The sequence below is a fragment of the Acinetobacter sp. TWP2-2-3 genome (assembly GCF_049896445.1).
In the GTDB taxonomy this organism is placed as follows: Bacteria; Pseudomonadota; Gammaproteobacteria; order Pseudomonadales; family Moraxellaceae; genus Acinetobacter.
In genome coordinates this window covers 77,993-96,132 of the sequence record NZ_JAFCUI010000007.1, presented here as the reverse complement: position 1 = coordinate 96,132, position 18,140 = coordinate 77,993, and the positions used below count along the sequence as shown (strand labels likewise).

Below are 18,140 nucleotides of genomic sequence, written 5' to 3'. Positions count from 1 at the left end.
TTTAATTGTTCAACAAGACACTTGAGCATAAAAATAGTTAATCCAATTTACCCATAACACGCCCTGCAAACCCATACACCTCACGTTTACCTGCAAGTGCAACCAATTCGATATCTCGACTTTGGCCCGGTTCAAAACGAACTGCTGTTCCAGCAGCGATGTTGAGTCGATAGCCTCTAGCTTGCTCTCGATTAAATTGCAAAGCATCATTGGCTTCAGCAAAGTGAAAATGAGAACCGACTTGAATTGGTCGATCGCCTGCATTAGCAACACGCATTTTCAGTGTTTCTCGTCCGACATTCATTTCAATGTCTGAATCAGGCGTAATAATTTCACCAGGAATCATGGCTTACTCCTTATTTTTATTAGACAATGGGTTGATGAACTGTGACTAACTTTGAACCATCTGGAAAAGTAGCTTCGACCTGCACTTCTGCAATCATTTCCGCGACACCATCCATGACATCTTCACGACTTAACAAGGTTGTGCCGTAATGCATTAACTCGCTCACTGACATGCCATCGCGTGCGCCCTCAAGCAGTGCTGCTGAAATAAATGCAATTGATTCTGGATAATTCAATTTTAATCCACGCGCTTTACGACGCTCAGCAACAAGGCCTGCGGTAAAAATTAATAATTTATCTTTTTCAGTTGGATTAAGTTCCATAACAATTTCCTAATCTTCTAAAATGTAGAATGCAAAATGCGTGCAAATTCTTCTTTCGCTCTCGCACGTTTTGATTTTTAGTGTCCTAACCCAAAGGTAAAATGAACACTTAATCTATTAATCTTGCTAGACCTATCTACTTTCCAATGATGGCAAAACTTAAGTGCGCCAAATCCGTGGGAATTCTTCTGCTAGGTCATACCAATAGCGTCTTAAACGGGCACGGACTGCTGCAAAAGCATCATGGCATTCACGTACATCATCGCCTAAATAACGTGCACAAATCACATCATCTAACAGGGTTAAAGTCACCGCTAGATTCATCCGCATAATCAATTCACGGATTAATTCGATATGTTCAGCCAGTAATGTTGTTTGCCTTAAACGCGATGGTGCTACTGCCCAGAAACTTCCCATCACAGCATGTCCATTCATACCTAAACAGGATGTAAGCCACCGATCCTGCCCCTTAAAATTTAAACTATCTGCAACCAATAATTTGTCTGCACGATACAGCCTAAATTTGCTTTGGTATTGCCCTTGCTGAAAAATTTCACCACGTGCTTGTCGACCGATGACCAACATATCCCACCCAATAAAACTGGCCATTTCATCTAGATGAATATGTGTTTCAGAGTCTGCATTGGCACCATCAAAAAGCATGGTTTCTTGCGGTAACCATTCAAATGTCGCCTGTGCTGCGACATGTATATGAATATGCTGATAGGCTTGCTTGCCATTGGTTTTGTACCATTTTCCTGCACCGGGCGTGGTAACTAACGCATGCGCATTCGCCTCAACTTTCATATCAAAAGTCAGATGGTCTCCGCCAGCAATTCCTGCTGGTGGATGCACAATAATTGCATGGCAAATACCAGTTTTTTCAGGCCACAACATCTTCTGAACGCGTACAGGCCCATGATGCTTGCGATGCTGTAATACGGTTCGATTTGACTGTACTTGATAGGCAAAACCAAGTTCCAAACAGGCATACCACAGTTGGCTGTTATGCTGCTGTTGTGTCGATATAAATTTTGTTTCGCTTAATACCAGATCATTCATTTGCATCTCCCTATTATTTGAGATGAATGAGGCATCAAGCTAAACCAATTACAGCAACAATAGCTGTCAAAGCACCAATCATTTGCTTACCATAAGGCACATATTTTTGAATAAATGCGCCGACGAGCAAACCGAATACGTATATAGATGCCATCGCTGTAACCATACCAACGACCAGTAAAACTGCCTGACCGCTTTGGCCAAGTTCCGTACCATGTGCGATGCCATGAAAACCGGCCAAAAGTGCAGCAATAAAAGGAACGGCTTTATTGGTTTTGGTCCAAAGAGCAACAGCCAATACAATTAACGACGCAATAATGCCGTTTTCAGCAATTGCTGTTGCTAAGTTGAATTGTGCACCGATCATAAAACCGACAATCATTGCGGCAGATAAACCGAATAATCCGGCCCATTTCCAGCGCTGGTGTGCAGTCCAAATCAATACGCCAAATGCTAACGCCATCATTAGATGATCAAGCCCTGTAAATGGATGCACAAAACCGCTGATAAAACTATTATGGCTATGCTCATGGCCTGGATGCGCCATTGCTACCAAGGGAAAGAATGCCAACGATGTGAAGGTAATTCTTTGCAATAATAACTTCATAGTGGATGCCCCTTATGCTTTAAACAAACCTTGTTTCTCAATAAAGCTGATGATGTCATTTAAGCCATCTTTAGTTTTCATATTGGAAAATAGAAAAGGTTTTTCACCGCGCATACGTTTCGCGTCTTGATCCATCACATCTAAATTTACTCCAACCATTGGTGCAAGGTCGGTTTTGTTTATGATTAACAAATCAGATTTGGTAATACCGGGGCCACCTTTACGCGGAATTTTCTCCCCACCCGCCACATCAATTACATACAGGGTTAAATCTGAAAGTTCCGGGCTAAATGTTGCTGCCAAATTATCACCGCCACTTTCAATAATGATCAGTTCAAGGCCATCAAATTTTTCGCACAGGTCATCAATAGCCGCTAGGTTAATGGAGGCGTCCTCACGAATTGCGGTATGCGGGCAACCACCTGTTTCTACACCAACAATACGCTCAGGTGACATAGCTTCATGGCGTGTTAAAAAGTTGGAATCTTCTTTGGTATAAATATCATTGGTCACCACCGCCATATTGTATTTTTCACGCAGTGCCTGACATAAATTTAAAGTAAGCGCTGTTTTACCTGAACCAACTGGACCGCCAATACCTACGCGTAATGGGCTACGTTCTGTCATGTGAAATGTCCTTTATTTTTAAGATCTAAATAATCGTGAATATTGTGTTTCGTGTGCCATACTGAGCATGGCGTAATTAGGTAAGGCGCTACTGAGTTCAGCATCTTGCAGTGCTAAAGCACGTTCAATTGCCTCTGGAATCAGCCCATGCACATGCCATAAAATCCGTTGTCCACTCATCTGTCCAAGTGGTACAGTTTTCACGGCAGCCAACACCTGATTTTCAAGTACGGTAAAGGTATAAGCAGTCAAAACCTCTGCAACATCAAGTTCGAGTTGCCCACAAAGATGCGCATAGATGGGTACGAAACCGATCTGCTTTTTTAATTTCACAGGCTTTTTCAGCACATCACGAATCCACGCATTTAATGAAAATGCCAATTGCTGTGATTCAGCCAATAACTCTTTGCTTTCTCGACTTGCTCTATATAACTGCGCCCAGTATTCAAACTGCTCAGGCTGATCAAAAGATATTATTAGGCGTTTCAAAACGGGCAGCTCAAACCGTACCAAAAGCATTTCAAGCACTTCTTCAAAATAAGTAATGCTCGAGGTTTCATCAAAAATTAAGCTCTGATCAATCGCACTTTCTACCCCTTGAGAATAACAGTACGCCCCAATTGGTAGTGCCGTTGAGGACAAAGTCAACAGACTTAAAAGCTGTGAAGCATTAGGTGTGAACATGATGCAAAGCCTTAATTGGGCTTAATCTGTGATCATGCTGATGCTGTGCATAAGCACCGCTTTCAGGCTCAAATGGATGCATGGTTTCATATACCGTTAAACCAAGTCCAATTATCATTTCAGCCAATACATGATCTGGCTCAAAATACAGCGCCGTTGGTGTGAGCATTAAAGGGACGTGACGATTACCTAAGTGATACGCTGCTTTTAATAAATCAAAGCTGCTTGGTGCTTCTACTTTCATGAGTTTTTCTGCTTTGGCATCGACACGCAGTACATCACCCTCTTGAGTTGCGATATATGAACCGTGCCTTAAAATGCCGGTACGGGGTAAATCTGCACCAATATCGTGCCCGTTAGCTAAAGTTGCACGAAAACGGCTCTTTTGTCGTGTATCAAATGTCAGTTCAACTATCTCAACATTTTCTTGTACGACATTACCCTCAAGTCTTTCCGTATAGATTTTCATAAATACCCAATCTCAATTTCTTTTATCGTGATTCGTGAACTAAATTGATGCTAAATTCAGCATTAAATGAATGATTTGCATTAAAATAATGCACTATTCATGCCAATCTTATTTTGCCAAGCGTTTTATTTTTGCCGTGTCTATCTAATTATTTTGAAATTTGCTTCGTGCAAGACATCTTAATTATTAAAAAATATGTGATTGCCGATAATTATTCAGATGGCCATAAAAAAATCCCCCCATCGATGGAGGATTGTAGAAATAGAATTTATGCCAATCTAGCTAAGCATTAATACACATCTCGTCGGTAGTGACCGGCCTTACGTAAGGCATTAATTTGTTTAGCACCTAAAATTTCTACTAAAGCATCATCAATACCTTGGGCCATATTTAAACTACCACAGAGATAATACAAAAAATACAAAACACGAAGAAACCAGCCACATTCACATCAAATAAAATCAATAACTTAAAATAAAAATTCCAAATACACCCTATTTCCCACCCGCTTTGAGCCTCTCAAATTCATCAAAAACCGCCCACATTTATAACCACTTTCTTGATCTTTTTATAAAAATTAAAAGTTTTTTGTACTTCTTGATCTAAGTTAAAAAAATCAGGAGGGCGAATAAATGAAGCCTACAAAAGCAAATTCTCAGCTAGCCAATAAAAGACCGTTTTATACAAAGGATGTCATGATCCGTCCTTACCCGCCTCTGTTCAAAATTTACCAAAGCTACGCTCAGATTTTAAATGCCTCGCAACTGCCAACACACTTTCAACATGACGTGAGCCTAATATCTGCTACTGCACCTGCTCCAGCTGAGTTATTCGCAACAGATAACTTTCTTCTTGTTTATATAGCACAACAACAAAATATTCGAATCAAAGCTCGAAGCATTGTAGAAGCTGATGTAGACCTCATTCAGGTTCAATATCAACTCAGCAACACACTCTTTAAGTTGATGACTGAGCTCAAGATCAATCCACAGGCTCTTAATCCCGATAAGCTACTTCATAACTTAAATCAGTCTCTATCGAAACAAGCAATTTACGATGTGAATCAAAAGCTTTATGACAAACCCAGATGCAGTCTTTCTCGAGACCTACTCGCTAAGTTAATCGATTGCAGTCGTAATCAGCTACTTTATCGCCAGAAGCAAATCAACGGCACTCACGACCTACGAATTCAAGCACTCAAAAATAAATGTAAAGCACTCACGAGCGTACAACCATGCGCATCACAATTTTGGAGTTTAGACCATGAAAATTGAAAACATCATTGAGCGAATGCTAGATCATGAATTTTTTGATCAGGACTATCAAAATGCTATCGCACAGTACTTAAAACCTACAGTCTTAATCCCTGAATTAAAACCCTTATTGAAAACAACAGTCAGCTTCGATGCAGACTCTAAGTTTGAACTCCCAACAAAACTACCTCTCCCCCCAAGTGTGTCTAAACATCCGATCTGTGCCTATCTCTATTCAGTAGATCAGCATGAATATCCTGTTATACAACGATGGGCTGTGCATAATTTACATGCAGCATGTATTCTTAAAGCAATTCCGAATCCGACTGAAAAGGATCACCAAACCACCATTATTAGAGTGTTTAATCGATTTAGATTAGCAAACGAAGCTTATGCCGCATCGCAACAAGGCAAACAATTGAATCGGTATCAGCAGGAATATTTGTGGTTATGGGAGCAATTGCCTAGCCATGAGATTACCTTGGCTGACTTCGTGAAGAGTTTACGGGAATTAGAAAACGACTCTAAACTCAATCGTTTTCAGTATCTATTACTGCTTGATATACGGCGATTCTATGATTATGTCTTAGCACTTAAACCCAAGAAACATTACTCAGCACCACCCAAGCACATCGATGAGCCAATTTATTTGGATGAACACAACGTCATTTTACACTGTCCATATGACATGCCTCAGAAACAGCATCCTGCTCTCTTTTATGAGGAATTACAGGATGAACAGCCAAATCAGCAATACTCACTCAATACAGCGCAGGTATCGCCTTTAGCAAGCCAATCGAGTTATTTGCAACATCAAGTGAGTAAACTGACACAACAGCATATCATTAGACAACAACATAATTTTAGCTGTAGCAAGCATTATCCAGATTTCAACAGCCTGAGCTTACTTGTAAAACATTGCCATCAAGTCTATTTGAATCATCCAGAAAAAAATAAAGCGTATCTTTTTATTCTACTCAGTTTCTTAAGCGGTGTTCCGATTGAGCAATGGCTGGAGTTACAGACAAATCAGCGCCGTGTCCTAAATAATCGACAGAAGCTCATTTTAGAAAACGACCAATATTTTTTACGTTCAAAATTCACGCTATTTGAGAACACTGACTTTAAATTTAAAGAACAGTTACTCAATCAAGTGACCTACTTCGACTTACCACTAATTAAAGAATTAGTAGATGGTCTAAAAAAATCTCCTGTTGTGAGCCAGGAGCAAGTCAATCAAGCATTAAAAAAATGCCGTCACGAACTGTTTATTCCGTCTTTATCAACTAAAAAAATAAGTGTTTTACTACATCATTGTATTTATAGACATACCAAGAACGAGCAACTCGCTGACATACTTACGGGTATTGATGCCAATCGATCGGTTTCTATTTCATATTGTTCGTATCCAATCTACCGTTTGCAGCAAAGCTATCAGGGTACAGTACATCAGCTATCAAAAGACTTAGCAAAAGAAATCTATGTCATCGATGATGAGCAACAAAGGTTTGGTAGTTGTAAAGCCCCTAAACCAGCAATAGTAACGGCTATATTTGCATACTTACAACATCAGATCATTCAAGCTGAACATCAAGGAAAAATGCTTGATATGTTTAATCACTATAATGTATGGCTTTGGCATATCTTATTATTGTTCAGTGCAGCTCGACCTGTCAGCGACTTCCCAGGTTTCTTAAAAAATTTCGATTTAAAACAACAATGGCTTTGGCTTTCAGATAAAGAAATTCACAGTAGAACAAATGATGGTCGATTAATTCCTCTATGTGATTTTGTTGTAAAGCAAATCCGCTTATTCATTACCTATTTAAATGAATTCCAACAACTGTACCCAGAGCATCAACCGTATATTCAAGAAATTTTAAGCAGTAAAAAGCCTCTCCTCAGTGTCTATCAACATGGACAATGGCAAGCACTTAGCCCTCATTTAGTCAGCAGTTTCACTCGTATTATGCAACTTGATCATGCAAATTGGCTTAGGCACACGACTCGTGCATATCTCACTGAAAAAGTAGATGAAAATTTAATTTTAGCCCTGTTTGGGCATGAGCAGCATCAACAAGAAATGGGGCAAAAATTCTCAAGTCTCTCACTTCAACAATATAGAACCCTCACTACTCATCTTAACGAGATGCAGCACACTTATAAAATTGATGGAATGGATGAACATGCTTAAAGAAAAACACTATGCACATGAACGCCGTACAAAGAATAGAGATCAAAAGCGCATAAAAGAGCGCTTACAAATTCAAGCAATCATCGATGAATTTCTATCGTTCGAACAATTACAGCAAGCACAGCAATCAGAAGGAATACCAGCTCTCTTTAACCAAGTGACTCAGCATCTAGATCAACATAAACTTAGCTTTTCTTTAAAAAAGAACTTTTATCAGCATTTCCGAAAACAGATTATTCAATACAATCGAAGTCTTCAAACAGACGTACCTTTACCAACTCAATACCTAGTTTCTATTCAACGCACACCATTAATATTCAATGAATCGTGGCTTGATGGTTCAAAATTCGCAGTACAGCTTAAAGAAAAGCTTTTAAGATATTGGTACACGGCAAATGGTTTTACAGCGGATGAAAGTATAGGAAACATCCTGATCTGCGCAATCCTGTATGGCGGAATCTCTAATCTTTCCAGCTTAGATGCCTTGTTAGAAAATTTAAAAGAACAAGGCCCAATCTATCATCTTCAGGCATTACAACTACCGCTCATTTTTTTAGAACCTCATTCACCACACTATGGTGATTTATATGATCCTAAACAAACCTTAAGAAAATCACGAAATTTCGTACCCGATCGGTTAACTCAGCTCTGGATTTCTCGATTTAAAACACAATCAATAGATATCCAACACGATTGTTACACTTATATCCGTTACGTTTTTAATGCCTTAGAGCTTTCTTTTAACCAGAAGAAATTTTATCAGCTTTTACAAGCCTCTAGTCATTCATTTATGCAACTAGAAAAGGTCAAATTAAGTTCTGCGCTTGCACAGTGTTTAACTGAAGAAATAGAAACCTGTGGCTTAAGTCCAAGTGCTTTTAAACGCTATCTCTCACCTCAGCCAATACTTGACCACTCCCATCAAGCTGAAGAACCACAACCCCAAAATACCAATAACAAAGCAAAAGAGGAACAATTACACACTGCAGATCCTCTTGAGGCACTCACTGCTTTGCATAAACAAATTTTAACGTGCTTCAAAAATACTCATAAGATCACCACGGATCTATGTAACCTACTGCACAACCAACATGCCCATCTTCCAGAAAATGCTAAACGGCTTGGGCTTTGGCTATTTAGCTTATTTCATCCTGCCGTAGAAGATATTGAATCTATCGCCAAGCTTTATCAAATTGATCAAAACAAGTACTTACGCTATATCAACCAACAGCAGAAGATTCGCCATTCCTCAATTTATAGCTATTACACCAAGTTAGCAGAGACATGGTTACTACATAGCACTGACTTTATAGAAGAATCCAATCTCAACGACCATCTAGACGTGATCTACAACCGTATGTTAAACGGCATCGGTAAATCTAAATCACAGAAATTCGCCCTCTTAAAACGATTCCATCAATTTCAACAAATGCTATTCAATGCTGAATCCTTTCCACTGCAGACCGAAGGGCAAGATTTCAGCTCACCAAAAGCTGAAATCATCTCTGCAAAAACTTTTCAACAGATGCTCATCCAACTCAAAGGCTATCAAAACCCACGCTATACGGTACATGATTTAGAAATGCTAAGTATCGTATATACGATAGCTTTTCGCTCAGGGATGCGCATCAATGAAATGCTCGGCTTACGAATTAAAGACGTGGAAGGTGTTCAAGCCAGTTCAATTTGGATCCGTCCATATCGTTCAAAGAAACAAGAACATTTACTTAAAACAGATAGTGCTGAACGTAATCTCAACCTTCAAATTCTACTTACAGAAGAAGAGCATTTTAAATTTCAGAGATACTGCACGACACGCCGTAGGGCTTATTCATCCAATGACTATCTATTTACACTTTGGAATAGCACAGAACGTATTAAGCCATATATGGTCACCACACCATTACAAAAGATACTTGATGCAATGTTGCCAAGTCATTGTTATACCTTTCATTCGTTAAGACATAGTGCAACAAACAATCTCGCTATGATCTTGAATATGGACTATGAGTTTGTAAATGCCTTCACGGACTATTCAAACGATCACTATCAGCTACTCCGAAATGATCTCTTACGTTCTAAAACACCACAAGACTGTTGGTATTTACTATCCCATATATTAGGTCATATTGATCCCACTGAAACGTTTAGGAGCTATTTGCATCTAGCTTACATAATGGCAGGTTATCAGTTAAGAAAATTTGACCCATGTTTGGATCGAACCGTTATTCAAAAAATCTGTCCTAGCTTAAAATCACCACGACACCATCAAATAGCGCTTAGCTATTACGATGAACAAATATCACGAACAATAAAAATAAAATCTATAGCAACGCCTGATGAATACATCAACACATCTAATATTAAAGTTGATTTAACTCAAGCAGAGAACAACATTTTTATTTATGGAACGAGCAAGTCAGCTTATCCATTCCCTCTGATCGCAAAAATACTCAAGGCATTAGATCAATCTTATACACCTGAGCTTCTTGCTCAAAAGTATGACTTTTCAATTGAGACCCTCATACTGTGGCAACAAAATATACTTAGACTCAAACAACTCAAAAATCGCAAGAACCGGCCTCGCTTCATTATTGATGCTGATAAATCACAACGCATACTTCCGCATATTGAAACAACGGAAGAAAAAATAGTCTTAGAATATTTTTTTAAACAGCTCAACCAGCATAGTTATAATGATATCCATATATTAAATGCACTAGCTATTTTTGAAATGAAGGCTAACATTTCACACGCGGGATTAATCTTTAACAGTGCTGAAGTAAGACTAGCAAATCGATTTTTGACAGGTATTTATTCTTTATTTCCAGCAAAATATTGGCAGACCGCTCTACCTCCTAAAATCTCACAAGATAAGCTTATTGAAAAAATGCATATTAAATCAATACCTTACCGAATGAACAGCAGTTTAAGTAATGCTTTTAAGCTTGAACTAGTATCACAAAACAATGGAAAGGCACTAACCGCCTTACGCTATTGCATGTTGGTTTTACTGATCCTATGTACGCCGTCGCAACCTAGATCATAGCTGATCTGGCTGATAACCTGAAAACTCATAAAAGTCATGCAACAATTGAGCATAGACATCTGAAAAATTTATTATGTTTTCCGGTTGTAAACCATAATGGTCAAAATAGCGATCATCAATGAAATAAGCTAATCCTATGTGCGTGTTGAGATAAGTTGATACGCCCAGTTGCCTACAAAAGGCAGGATTATATTGCAACTGTAATTGCGTATTACAAATAATTTTTGAGGCTACAATTTTAGCTACATTGCGAATATTCAGATGTCGAATACTAGGATGCATCGATGTCAAAATTCGACTCGAAGAATAATTCATCATGAGCGTTTGGCCTTCAATTGATTTAGATTTTTATCAAGTAATGATTTAGTTACTTCTCGTTTCACAAGTAAGCATCTAAACTATGTCTATATTTATATAAAAACATGACTAAAACGTCAAGTTTTTATTGTCTATTTGGCGGTAATAATGACACTTGAATTAGACTCGAATGAACTTAAAATTCGATTGAAAGAAGTCAGAAAGATACGAAAGCTGACACAGCAAGAACTTGCTGAAAAAATGGGAATACCCGTAACCTCTATTGCGCATTTTGAGTCGGGCTCACGTAAACCTTCTTTAGAAAATTTTTATAAGCTCATTGTCGTACTTAATATATCAGCAGACTACATCCTAGGACGAAGTAAAGATATGAGTGCATTAGGTGTTGATCCCCTTGTGAGCACCCTGCAAAAATTACCTGAGGTTGAGCGAAGAATGATTGAGAAATTTATTGTTTCTTTAGATCATAACTAGAGTCGACCCTGCATATAGAATCTGAAGACTAGAAAATTAAAAAACCACTTAAAGTGGTTTTTTTGCATAGCCCCGAAATGGATATAAACACATTGTGTGTTTGCTATGTGGAATTGATCATCTAGTATTGCCTAGATGGTTGTTTAAATAGTGATTATTCACTCCTACATTTAGCTTTGTAAGTTTTATACCACTCTTCAATTTCGGCTGTATCAAAATATACTGCTGCTTGACGAGTACTACATTCTTTCAATGGCCGTGGAAATGAAAGATCATTTTCGATGATTTTACGTAAGCAATCTCGTGTTACATTAAGCAACTCACAAACTTGGTTGTATTTTAAGCGAAATGGCTTCATATTGTGACAAACCACTGGTATATCTAAATCATCAAATTTTTTAACAGTACGTACAATACTACGACGAGTATGTGATGTATGTGCTCTAAAATGATCCAATTGAGGATCCTCGTTTAATAATAGAGAAACCATGCTATCAAAAAAAAATAATTCAAATCCCATCCGTCCTAAAACACAAAAAAAGTGATCACGTTTTTGTGTTAATGCTTAAGTAAAGACTCGATATAATTACTCCACCATTGCATTATTTCGTAGCGTTCTTCTAGATGTGCTTCTTTATCATATGCCCCTTTAACGCCACCTTTTAAGTGAGACAGCGCAGACTCGATCACCTGAGATTTAGAACTAAAATTTTTATTCAAATTTGTTGATGCAATATGCCTAAATCCATGGGGATTTTGCTTACCTCGATACCCCAACCTGTTTAATGCCGCATTAAATGTCAGATTAGAAATCGGTTTATTAATATTGTCACGGCTTGGAAATAAGTATTCACTTTCTGGAGAAATCTCTTTTAACTCTATTAGAAGGTTCATAACATGTTGAGATAGCGGTATACCATGCTCAATGCCTCTTTTCATCATACTCGGCGGTCGGATCCATACAGCTTCAGCAAAATCAAATTGTTCCCATCGTGCCTGTCTCAGCTCCCCTGGTCGAGGGAACATGTGAATTAAAAGCTCTAAGCCGATCGCCACGGGTCGAGAAGAGGAATTTCTGATTAAAGAAATCATTTCAGGTAACTCATGAATTTTTACATGCTTCATGCTCTCTGTTTCCCCTTTAGCTAAATGATCTCTTATACCTTCTAAAGGGTTATATAAGAGATCTTTCTTAAATTTAGCTAAACTATAGGCTCCATAGCAGTATGAGATCAATTTTTCAATACGGTTAAAAATACCTTCGTTAATTTGTTTTTCTGTATAATGATTTAACCACTCTCTAGAAGTAATTGTAGCGTACTCCCGATCCCCAAAAACTGATAAAAGATGTTTCTCAATGGACTGTTTTTCTTTTCGATAGGTTTCAGCTTTCCACGTTAATTTCTTACGTTCTAACCACTCATTCATTAAAGTAGAAAATAAGGCATCTTTATCTTGTAACTTTATTTTTTTAATCTCAGCCTGTGTTTTTATTTCAAGCGTGCCATTTAACATACCTTCTGCTTTTTCTCGTGCCTGTACATAATTTACTGTTGGATAAGCACCCAAACCAATCCATGCCCATTTACCTTGATCATTCTTATAGCGATACTGCCAAGACTTTTTACCGTTTGGCTGAACTCGACAATACAATCCAGCAATGTCTGTGGGTTGACGATATTCTTTAGCTTTCGGCTTGAGTGCTTTGTAAATATCTTCAACGCTTTTTTTACGCCTTATATTTACATTCTGAGGTGTATTTTTTGAATGAGCGTTTACATCACTTTTTACATCATTTGTTTTCATAACTTATGGAATCTCCAGAGATTTTTTCCTTGGTGTATCCCTGAGTTATATTTTATTTAAAGGATACAAACAAGGATACACAGGACGTGTTCCCATATGAAGTTATATACATTTAAGTAAAGCATTAAAAAACCCTTAACTCTATTAGAATTAAGGGTTTAGATCTTATATAAAGCTATATAAGTATAAAATTTGGTGGGCCCAGACAGACTTGAACTGTCGACCAACGGATTATGAGTCCGCTGCTCTAACCAACTGAGCTATAGGCCCTATATGCTGAAAACTTTATTTATCAATAAGTTCAGGCGTCATGAATACTAGCTAAGATTTTTTGGAAAGACAAGTGCTTTTATAACTGCTTGAACATTTAGGCAGCAATCATGGGCGACTTGTCTTAGTCAAAATTCAGTTACTTAAGACTTCAGTATAGGAGGCATATAGAAAAATGAGATACATGCTGCATCATTTAAGATAAATGAGCCTGTATCTTGAATTTAATCCGGTCTACTAAGCGTAAAACTGATAGATTTAAGGTCTTAGTATATCTATAAGGTATCAAAATTCTTTATTGCTCAGGCAGCAATGTTAAAGGAATAGCCTAGAACTAAAGAAATAGAATGACTAGAATTCAGACTTCATTTCTTCGCCTTTATGTAAATCCTGCTTAATTTCGATCAAAGACCATACAATTATAAGCGCAAAAATCAATAAGGAGACTACGAAGGCTGTCATGTATGTCATACTTTTCAATCTCAGAGTAGAAAGAATAAGAAAATAGAAAAGACCTGTATCAGTCTTCTTCTTCGACAAAAGTCTAATAACTAAAGTGTGCTCTGGATAGTCATTTTTTCATCATTTTAAGACTTTTTTTGTATCTACTAATATTTTTAAGATATTAATATTATTTTATTTATATATATTAACTCTTAATCTTGCAGCTTAAAAAGATGAATAAATCATAGATTTTTACATTATTCGCTGATTTTATTGGAAAGCCTATTGACTGTATGGGCGAACAAGATGAAATTATGCAGTTCTCTACATACAGCTTTTACTTCTCCGTACTTATGCTAAATAAATTCCTTGGCGAATCTGCATTTAAACTTGCAGGTTGGCAATATCATGTCGAACCCGATGTGCTTGAAGATAAACAGGTCATTATTGGGTTTGAACATACCTCAATGATGGATGCGGTACTGTCAATTGCCCTGTTCCAGATTTATGACCTCAAGGTTCATACCTTGATTAAAAAAGAATTATTTAAAGGACCGTTTAAACCGCTATTGAACGCTGTGGGTGGTATTCCGGTTGACCGCAAGGCCAGTAAAGATATCGTGACCCAGATGGTGGAACATTTTCAGAACAATGAAAAGTTCAATCTGGTGATTGCTCCCGAAGCAACACGGGCTAAACAAGGTGAAGCACGCAAACCAATCCGTACCGGTTTCTGGCATATTGCCAAGGCTGCCAATGTACCAATCGTGTTGTTATACGCCAATTCCAGAACCAAGCAAGGTGGCATTCTTGGCAAGATCTATCCGACAGACCTTGCGCATGACCTGGCTTTGATCAAGCAACTATATAAAGACAAGGTTGGCCTGGATATCGTTATTCCAGAATAAGCTTTTTAAAAATAAAAGCACGGACATAATCAGCGATTCTGCTGTTTATGTCCAAGTCATCTGTCCATATAAATGTATAAATAGAATTATAAATCCCCCTATCCTCTTTCTATTTTTCCTCGATATTGCACTTTTTTTGTTTTTATCCTGAAATCTCAAATCCAGGCACTTTTTTTTAAAAAAACGCTTATGGTAGAATTTCGGCATTCTGATAGGCATACAGCCAATCTACAAGGAGCATAGTTCGCATGGCGGGTCATTCCAAGTGGGCCAATATTAAGCATCGCAAAGCAAAACAAGATGCGAGTCGTGGTAAAGTTTTTACCAAATACATTCGTGAATTAACCACTGCTGCAAAGCTTGGTGGTCCAGATACTGCAAGCAACCCTCGTCTACGTGCTGTGGTTGAAAAAGCATTATCAGTGAATATGACACGTGACGTGATCAACCGTGCAATTCAACGTGGTGCTGGTGGCGAAGATAACGACGACCTGAAAGAAGTGACCTACGAAGGTTATGGTGTAGGTGGTGTTGCGGTTATTGTTGAAACCATGACTGACAACTTGAACCGTACTGTGCCTGACGTACGTCATTGCTTCTCTAAAACTGATGGTAACTTAGGCACCAATGGCTCGGTGGCATTCCTGTTCACGAAACGTGGTGAGATCACTTTTGAAGATGTGTCTTTGGAAGATCAAATCATGGAAGTGGCATTAGAAGCAGGTGCTGAAGACATCGAAGTCACTGAAGATGATATCTTGGTCATTACCACACCTGAAGCCTTCGGTGAAGTTCAAGATGCTTTAACTGCTGCAGGTTTAAAATCTGACAATGCTGAAGTAGTGATGAGTCCTTCAACCAAAGCAGAAATCACAGACATCGATCAAGCGAAAAAAATCATGAAAATGATTGATATGCTTGAAGATCTGGATGATGTACAAAACGTTTATACCAACGTTGAATTCTCAGACGCAGTTTTAGCAGAACTTGATGCTTAAATATGTCTGATTCAAAAAACGCACCTTAGGGTGCGTTTTTTTATGGCTGTCCACCAACCTAGCTTTGATTAAACTTTATTGAGTAATCCGCTACAGTTAAAGACATTATATTCTTTAATGACAAAGCTGGAATGCAGTGCCACCACATGCTCAATTTTTCCAATCCGCTTAAGCAGGATTTCACTATAATTTTCCATATCCCTTGCCACCACTTCGACAATAAAGTCCGCAGACTGACCGGTGACCAAAAAGGCATTAATCACTTCGGGAATACTTTCCAGTTCTTCCAGAAATTTGGCAAAAGTATCGCTATCATGTTTGCTTAAGGATACCTGTAACAGCACATGCAGGCTGAAACCTAATTTCTGGTAATTGATTTCACGTTTTAAGCCACTGATAATATTATGATCGATTAAGTGTTTGATCCTGCGATGCACCGAACTGACAGATAAATTCACCCGCTCGGACAGTTCATTCAGATTGACATCTTCATGGGTCAATATTTCTAGAATATGTTTATCGAAACGATCCAGTTCCATTTTTATACTCTTATATCAATAATCAATAGATGCAGAAAATTTTGCGCCATCTCTGTTATACAATATTTATTTATTTTTCACAAAATTTTCATATTCTGAAATTTTTTTCCAAATGGGATTTCATTTTATAAATACGGTTTTCAGGAGGGTTTAAATGACCGTTAATCGCATTAATTAAAAATATGACCAATGGTATTTTTAATTAAATCTTTATTTTTAAATTATTTAAATTGGGTAAACACGACAACAGATAGGCTATTCCTCTCAGCCCCTACACGACTTAACCGTCTATCTTTTACAAGTGTATAGAAATAGATTAAAACAAAGGCGCTTTAAAAACAAAAATAGCGCATTTCAAAAATATTACACAAGGAACGGTCATGGCTTCTAAACTTTTAAGCTTGATAAAAACAAAAGTGAGTCCTGTTTTAACCGTCGAAACCCAAACGAAGAGCTTATTGGGCGGCTTATTCGGTGGAACGACATCAGGCACCCTCACCAATCTTATTGGCAATCTCACCGGATCCAATACTCAACCTTCAGTCAGGTCATTATTAAATAATCTCCTTTCTGGAAGCAGCCTGAGTACGACAAATCTCAGCAATTTATTAACTCAGTTTTCTGGTTCGAATGCCTCAAATTTAAATATTCAAAGCCTGATCAGTAGCTTAACTCAATCCAATGGCGGTAGCTTTAATATTACCCAGGTCACCAACTTATTAAAGAGCTTAATGGGGAGCAATAGCAGCAGCCTGGATCTTGGGGCTATTTCTAAACTGGTGGGCGGCTTATTGGGCGGCAGTACAGGCAATATTGATATTGGTAAAATTTCTCAACTGGTCGGTGGCCTGATCGGCGGTTCTGGCGGTTTAGGTGATATAGATATTGGAGCAATTGCAGGTCTGGTGGGTGGCTTAATCGGTGGCAATGGCGAGATTGATATTGCGCAAATCGCTCAACTGGTTAGTGGCCTGATCGGCGGTTCTGGCGGATTGGGCGGTGTAGATATTGGTGCCATCGCAGGTCTGGTCGGCAACCTGATTGGCGGTAATGGTGAAATTGATATCGTACAAATTGCTCAACTCGTTGGTGGCCTGATCGGTGGTTCTGGCGGATTAGGTGGCGTAGACATTGGTGCCATCGCAGGCCTGGTCAGCAACCTAATTGGCGGCAATGGTGAGATTGATATTGCACAAATTGCTCAGCTCGTTGGTGGCCTGATCGGTGGGTGGTTTAATCGGTGGCAATGCAGGCAGTGATTTTGATCTTGGTGCTATTACCAATTTAATTAGCGGCTTTGTAGGCGGAAATGCAACGGGTGGTTTTGATGTCGGTGGCTTCACTGACTTACTGAGCGGTCTGATTGCGAATGGTTCAAATGGCATAGACTTGGGTGGGTTATTAGGCAATCTCAATCTCGGTAGCGATCTGGATCTGGGTGGTATGATCGAAAGTATTTCCTCTGCTTCAAACGGCTTTGACCTAGGCAGTATTGCCGAAGGTGTTGGTCAGCTGGTTGGTAGTGGCTCTTCGATTGAATTGCCTGACCTCGGTGATCTTGTCCAAGGTGTGGGTACGACTGATTCCAATATTGATCTGTCTGCTCTCCTGCCGGGCATTAAAGATACAATTCAGAATATCGGCAGTGGCGGTTCTTCATCCGGATTTGATTTTGGTTCACTCCTCAATAATTTTACTAAAAATATTGATATCGACCAGACTAATCCTTGGGGTTAATCATAATCTCATTAAAAAATGCGCTTCATGCGC

The 18,140-nt window shown here is 38.5% G+C and carries 17 protein-coding genes, 1 tRNA gene and 1 pseudogene; 7 read left to right on the top strand and 12 right to left on the bottom strand.

Features of this window, described 5'->3' with window-relative positions; all coding sequences use genetic code 11:
* Window positions 1–37: 37 nt before the first annotated feature.
* The 7 genes from ACP7AK_RS11130 to ureE all read right to left on the bottom strand — a co-directional run bounded on the left by ACP7AK_RS11130 (window position 38) and on the right by ureE (window position 4,117).
* Window positions 38–346 (bottom strand): urease subunit beta, encoded by a 309-nt coding sequence (locus ACP7AK_RS11130; RefSeq protein WP_004778077.1) that lies wholly within the window; start codon window positions 344–346, stop codon window positions 38–40.
* A 19-nt stretch (window positions 347–365) separates the two neighbouring features.
* On the bottom strand, window positions 366–668 hold the full coding sequence (gene ureA / locus ACP7AK_RS11125) for an urease subunit gamma (RefSeq protein WP_004778079.1): 303 nt from the start codon (window positions 666–668) through the stop codon (window positions 366–368).
* Between the two features lie 159 nt (window positions 669–827).
* On the bottom strand, window positions 828–1,730 hold the full coding sequence (locus ACP7AK_RS11120) for an urease accessory protein UreD (RefSeq protein WP_004778080.1): 903 nt from the start codon (window positions 1,728–1,730) through the stop codon (window positions 828–830).
* Between the two features lie 34 nt (window positions 1,731–1,764).
* Entirely contained in the window at window positions 1,765–2,337 is a 573-nt protein-coding gene (locus tag ACP7AK_RS11115; RefSeq protein ID WP_004778083.1) for a HupE/UreJ family protein, read from the bottom strand.
* Between the two features lie 12 nt (window positions 2,338–2,349).
* Window positions 2,350–2,964 carry an urease accessory protein UreG gene (gene ureG / locus ACP7AK_RS11110; protein ID WP_425879903.1) on the bottom strand — a complete coding sequence of 205 codons (615 nt, stop codon included), beginning with the start codon at window positions 2,962–2,964 and terminating at the stop codon, window positions 2,350–2,352.
* Window positions 2,965–2,982: 18 nt separating this feature from the next.
* Complete coding sequence (locus tag ACP7AK_RS11105; RefSeq protein WP_004778087.1) at window positions 2,983–3,648, bottom strand: urease accessory protein UreF; 666 nt, start codon at window positions 3,646–3,648, stop codon at window positions 2,983–2,985.
* Window positions 3,635–4,117, bottom strand: coding sequence for an urease accessory protein UreE (gene ureE / locus ACP7AK_RS11100; RefSeq protein ID WP_005090807.1), 483 nt, complete (start codon window positions 4,115–4,117; stop codon window positions 3,635–3,637). The genes ACP7AK_RS11105 and ureE overlap by 14 nt, the downstream gene beginning before the upstream one ends.
* Window positions 4,118–4,749: 632 nt before the next feature.
* Here ureE and ACP7AK_RS11095 point away from each other — a divergent pair.
* The 3 genes from ACP7AK_RS11095 to ACP7AK_RS11085 are packed head-to-tail and all read left to right on the top strand — an operon-like array spanning window position 4,750 to window position 10,613.
* On the top strand, window positions 4,750–5,391 hold the full coding sequence (locus tag ACP7AK_RS11095; protein WP_425879902.1) for a hypothetical protein: 642 nt from the start codon (window positions 4,750–4,752) through the stop codon (window positions 5,389–5,391).
* On the top strand, window positions 5,381–7,564 hold the full coding sequence (locus tag ACP7AK_RS11090) for a hypothetical protein (protein ID WP_425879901.1): 2,184 nt from the start codon (window positions 5,381–5,383) through the stop codon (window positions 7,562–7,564). The genes ACP7AK_RS11095 and ACP7AK_RS11090 overlap by 11 nt, the downstream gene beginning before the upstream one ends.
* The gene (locus tag ACP7AK_RS11085) at window positions 7,557–10,613 is read left to right on the top strand and encodes a tyrosine-type recombinase/integrase (protein WP_104425916.1); all 3,057 of its coding nucleotides are present in this window, start codon (window positions 7,557–7,559) and stop codon (window positions 10,611–10,613) included. The genes ACP7AK_RS11090 and ACP7AK_RS11085 overlap by 8 nt, the downstream gene beginning before the upstream one ends.
* Here ACP7AK_RS11085 and ACP7AK_RS11080 read toward each other — a convergent pair.
* A complete protein-coding gene (locus ACP7AK_RS11080; RefSeq protein WP_425879900.1) occupies window positions 10,608–10,931 on the bottom strand; it encodes a hypothetical protein in 324 nt (107 codons plus the stop codon). The two genes, ACP7AK_RS11085 and ACP7AK_RS11080, sit on opposite strands and share 6 nt — an antisense overlap.
* A 147-nt stretch (window positions 10,932–11,078) precedes the next feature.
* Here ACP7AK_RS11080 and ACP7AK_RS11075 point away from each other — a divergent pair, with 147 nt between their 5' ends.
* Window positions 11,079–11,405, top strand: a complete 327-nt coding sequence (locus tag ACP7AK_RS11075; protein ID WP_425879899.1) for a helix-turn-helix domain-containing protein — start codon at window positions 11,079–11,081, stop codon at window positions 11,403–11,405.
* 154 nt (window positions 11,406–11,559) lie between these two features.
* On the opposite strand, the gene ACP7AK_RS11070 is transcribed toward ACP7AK_RS11075, so the two are convergent.
* The 3 genes from ACP7AK_RS11070 to ACP7AK_RS11060 all read right to left on the bottom strand — a co-directional run bounded on the left by ACP7AK_RS11070 (window position 11,560) and on the right by ACP7AK_RS11060 (window position 13,481).
* Window positions 11,560–11,925, bottom strand: a complete 366-nt coding sequence (locus tag ACP7AK_RS11070; RefSeq protein WP_104425914.1) for a helix-turn-helix transcriptional regulator — start codon at window positions 11,923–11,925, stop codon at window positions 11,560–11,562.
* Window positions 11,926–11,963: 38 nt separating this feature from the next.
* A complete protein-coding gene (locus ACP7AK_RS11065; RefSeq protein ID WP_425879898.1) occupies window positions 11,964–13,211 on the bottom strand; it encodes a tyrosine-type recombinase/integrase in 1,248 nt (415 codons plus the stop codon).
* A 193-nt stretch (window positions 13,212–13,404) separates the two neighbouring features.
* Window positions 13,405–13,481: transfer RNA gene (locus ACP7AK_RS11060), tRNA-Ile, on the bottom strand.
* 797 nt (window positions 13,482–14,278) lie between these two features.
* On the opposite strand from ACP7AK_RS11060, the gene ACP7AK_RS11055 reads away from it, so the two are divergent.
* Together ACP7AK_RS11055 and ACP7AK_RS11050 are read left to right on the top strand one after the other, a co-directional pair.
* Window positions 14,279–14,833 (top strand): 1-acyl-sn-glycerol-3-phosphate acyltransferase, encoded by a 555-nt coding sequence (locus ACP7AK_RS11055; RefSeq protein WP_026056524.1) that lies wholly within the window; start codon window positions 14,279–14,281, stop codon window positions 14,831–14,833.
* Window positions 14,834–15,081: 248 nt separating this feature from the next.
* Window positions 15,082–15,831, top strand: a complete 750-nt coding sequence (locus ACP7AK_RS11050; protein WP_004645516.1) for a YebC/PmpR family DNA-binding transcriptional regulator — start codon at window positions 15,082–15,084, stop codon at window positions 15,829–15,831.
* A 68-nt stretch (window positions 15,832–15,899) separates the two neighbouring features.
* Here ACP7AK_RS11050 and ACP7AK_RS11045 read toward each other — a convergent pair whose 3' ends face one another.
* Window positions 15,900–16,370: an Lrp/AsnC family transcriptional regulator gene (locus ACP7AK_RS11045; RefSeq protein ID WP_004645518.1), complete on the bottom strand. Its 471-nt coding sequence runs from the start codon at window positions 16,368–16,370 to the stop codon at window positions 15,900–15,902.
* Between the two features lie 380 nt (window positions 16,371–16,750).
* Between ACP7AK_RS11045 and ACP7AK_RS11040 the strand changes: the two are divergent.
* Window positions 16,751–18,107 (top strand): annotated as a pseudogene (locus tag ACP7AK_RS11040) (hypothetical protein).
* Window positions 18,108–18,140 lie beyond the last annotated feature (33 nt).

What these genes read in the sequence shown, in the direction of transcription:
- ACP7AK_RS11130 (WP_004778077.1), bottom strand. Translation starts at nt 346, where the DNA reads ATGATTCCTGGTGAAATTATTACGCCTGATTCAGACATTGAAATGAAT.
- ureA (WP_004778079.1), bottom strand. Translation starts at nt 668, where the DNA reads ATGGAACTTAATCCAACTGAAAAAGATAAATTATTAATTTTTACCGCA.
- ACP7AK_RS11120 (WP_004778080.1), bottom strand. Translation starts at nt 1,730, where the DNA reads ATGAATGATCTGGTATTAAGCGAAACAAAATTTATATCGACACAACAG.
- ACP7AK_RS11115 (WP_004778083.1), bottom strand. Translation starts at nt 2,337, where the DNA reads ATGAAGTTATTATTGCAAAGAATTACCTTCACATCGTTGGCATTCTTT.
- ureG (WP_425879903.1), bottom strand. Translation starts at nt 2,964, where the DNA reads ATGACAGAACGTAGCCCATTACGCGTAGGTATTGGCGGTCCAGTTGGT.
- ACP7AK_RS11105 (WP_004778087.1), bottom strand. Translation starts at nt 3,648, where the DNA reads ATGTTCACACCTAATGCTTCACAGCTTTTAAGTCTGTTGACTTTGTCC.
- ureE (WP_005090807.1), bottom strand. Translation starts at nt 4,117, where the DNA reads ATGAAAATCTATACGGAAAGACTTGAGGGTAATGTCGTACAAGAAAAT.
- ACP7AK_RS11095 (WP_425879902.1), top strand. Translation starts at nt 4,750, where the DNA reads ATGAAGCCTACAAAAGCAAATTCTCAGCTAGCCAATAAAAGACCGTTT.
- ACP7AK_RS11090 (WP_425879901.1), top strand. Translation starts at nt 5,381, where the DNA reads ATGAAAATTGAAAACATCATTGAGCGAATGCTAGATCATGAATTTTTT.
- ACP7AK_RS11085 (WP_104425916.1), top strand. Translation starts at nt 7,557, where the DNA reads ATGCTTAAAGAAAAACACTATGCACATGAACGCCGTACAAAGAATAGA.
- ACP7AK_RS11080 (WP_425879900.1), bottom strand. Translation starts at nt 10,931, where the DNA reads ATGATGAATTATTCTTCGAGTCGAATTTTGACATCGATGCATCCTAGT.
- ACP7AK_RS11075 (WP_425879899.1), top strand. Translation starts at nt 11,079, where the DNA reads ATGACACTTGAATTAGACTCGAATGAACTTAAAATTCGATTGAAAGAA.
- ACP7AK_RS11070 (WP_104425914.1), bottom strand. Translation starts at nt 11,925, where the DNA reads ATGGGATTTGAATTATTTTTTTTTGATAGCATGGTTTCTCTATTATTA.
- ACP7AK_RS11065 (WP_425879898.1), bottom strand. Translation starts at nt 13,211, where the DNA reads ATGAAAACAAATGATGTAAAAAGTGATGTAAACGCTCATTCAAAAAAT.
- ACP7AK_RS11055 (WP_026056524.1), top strand. Translation starts at nt 14,279, where the DNA reads ATGCTAAATAAATTCCTTGGCGAATCTGCATTTAAACTTGCAGGTTGG.
- ACP7AK_RS11050 (WP_004645516.1), top strand. Translation starts at nt 15,082, where the DNA reads ATGGCGGGTCATTCCAAGTGGGCCAATATTAAGCATCGCAAAGCAAAA.
- ACP7AK_RS11045 (WP_004645518.1), bottom strand. Translation starts at nt 16,370, where the DNA reads ATGGAACTGGATCGTTTCGATAAACATATTCTAGAAATATTGACCCAT.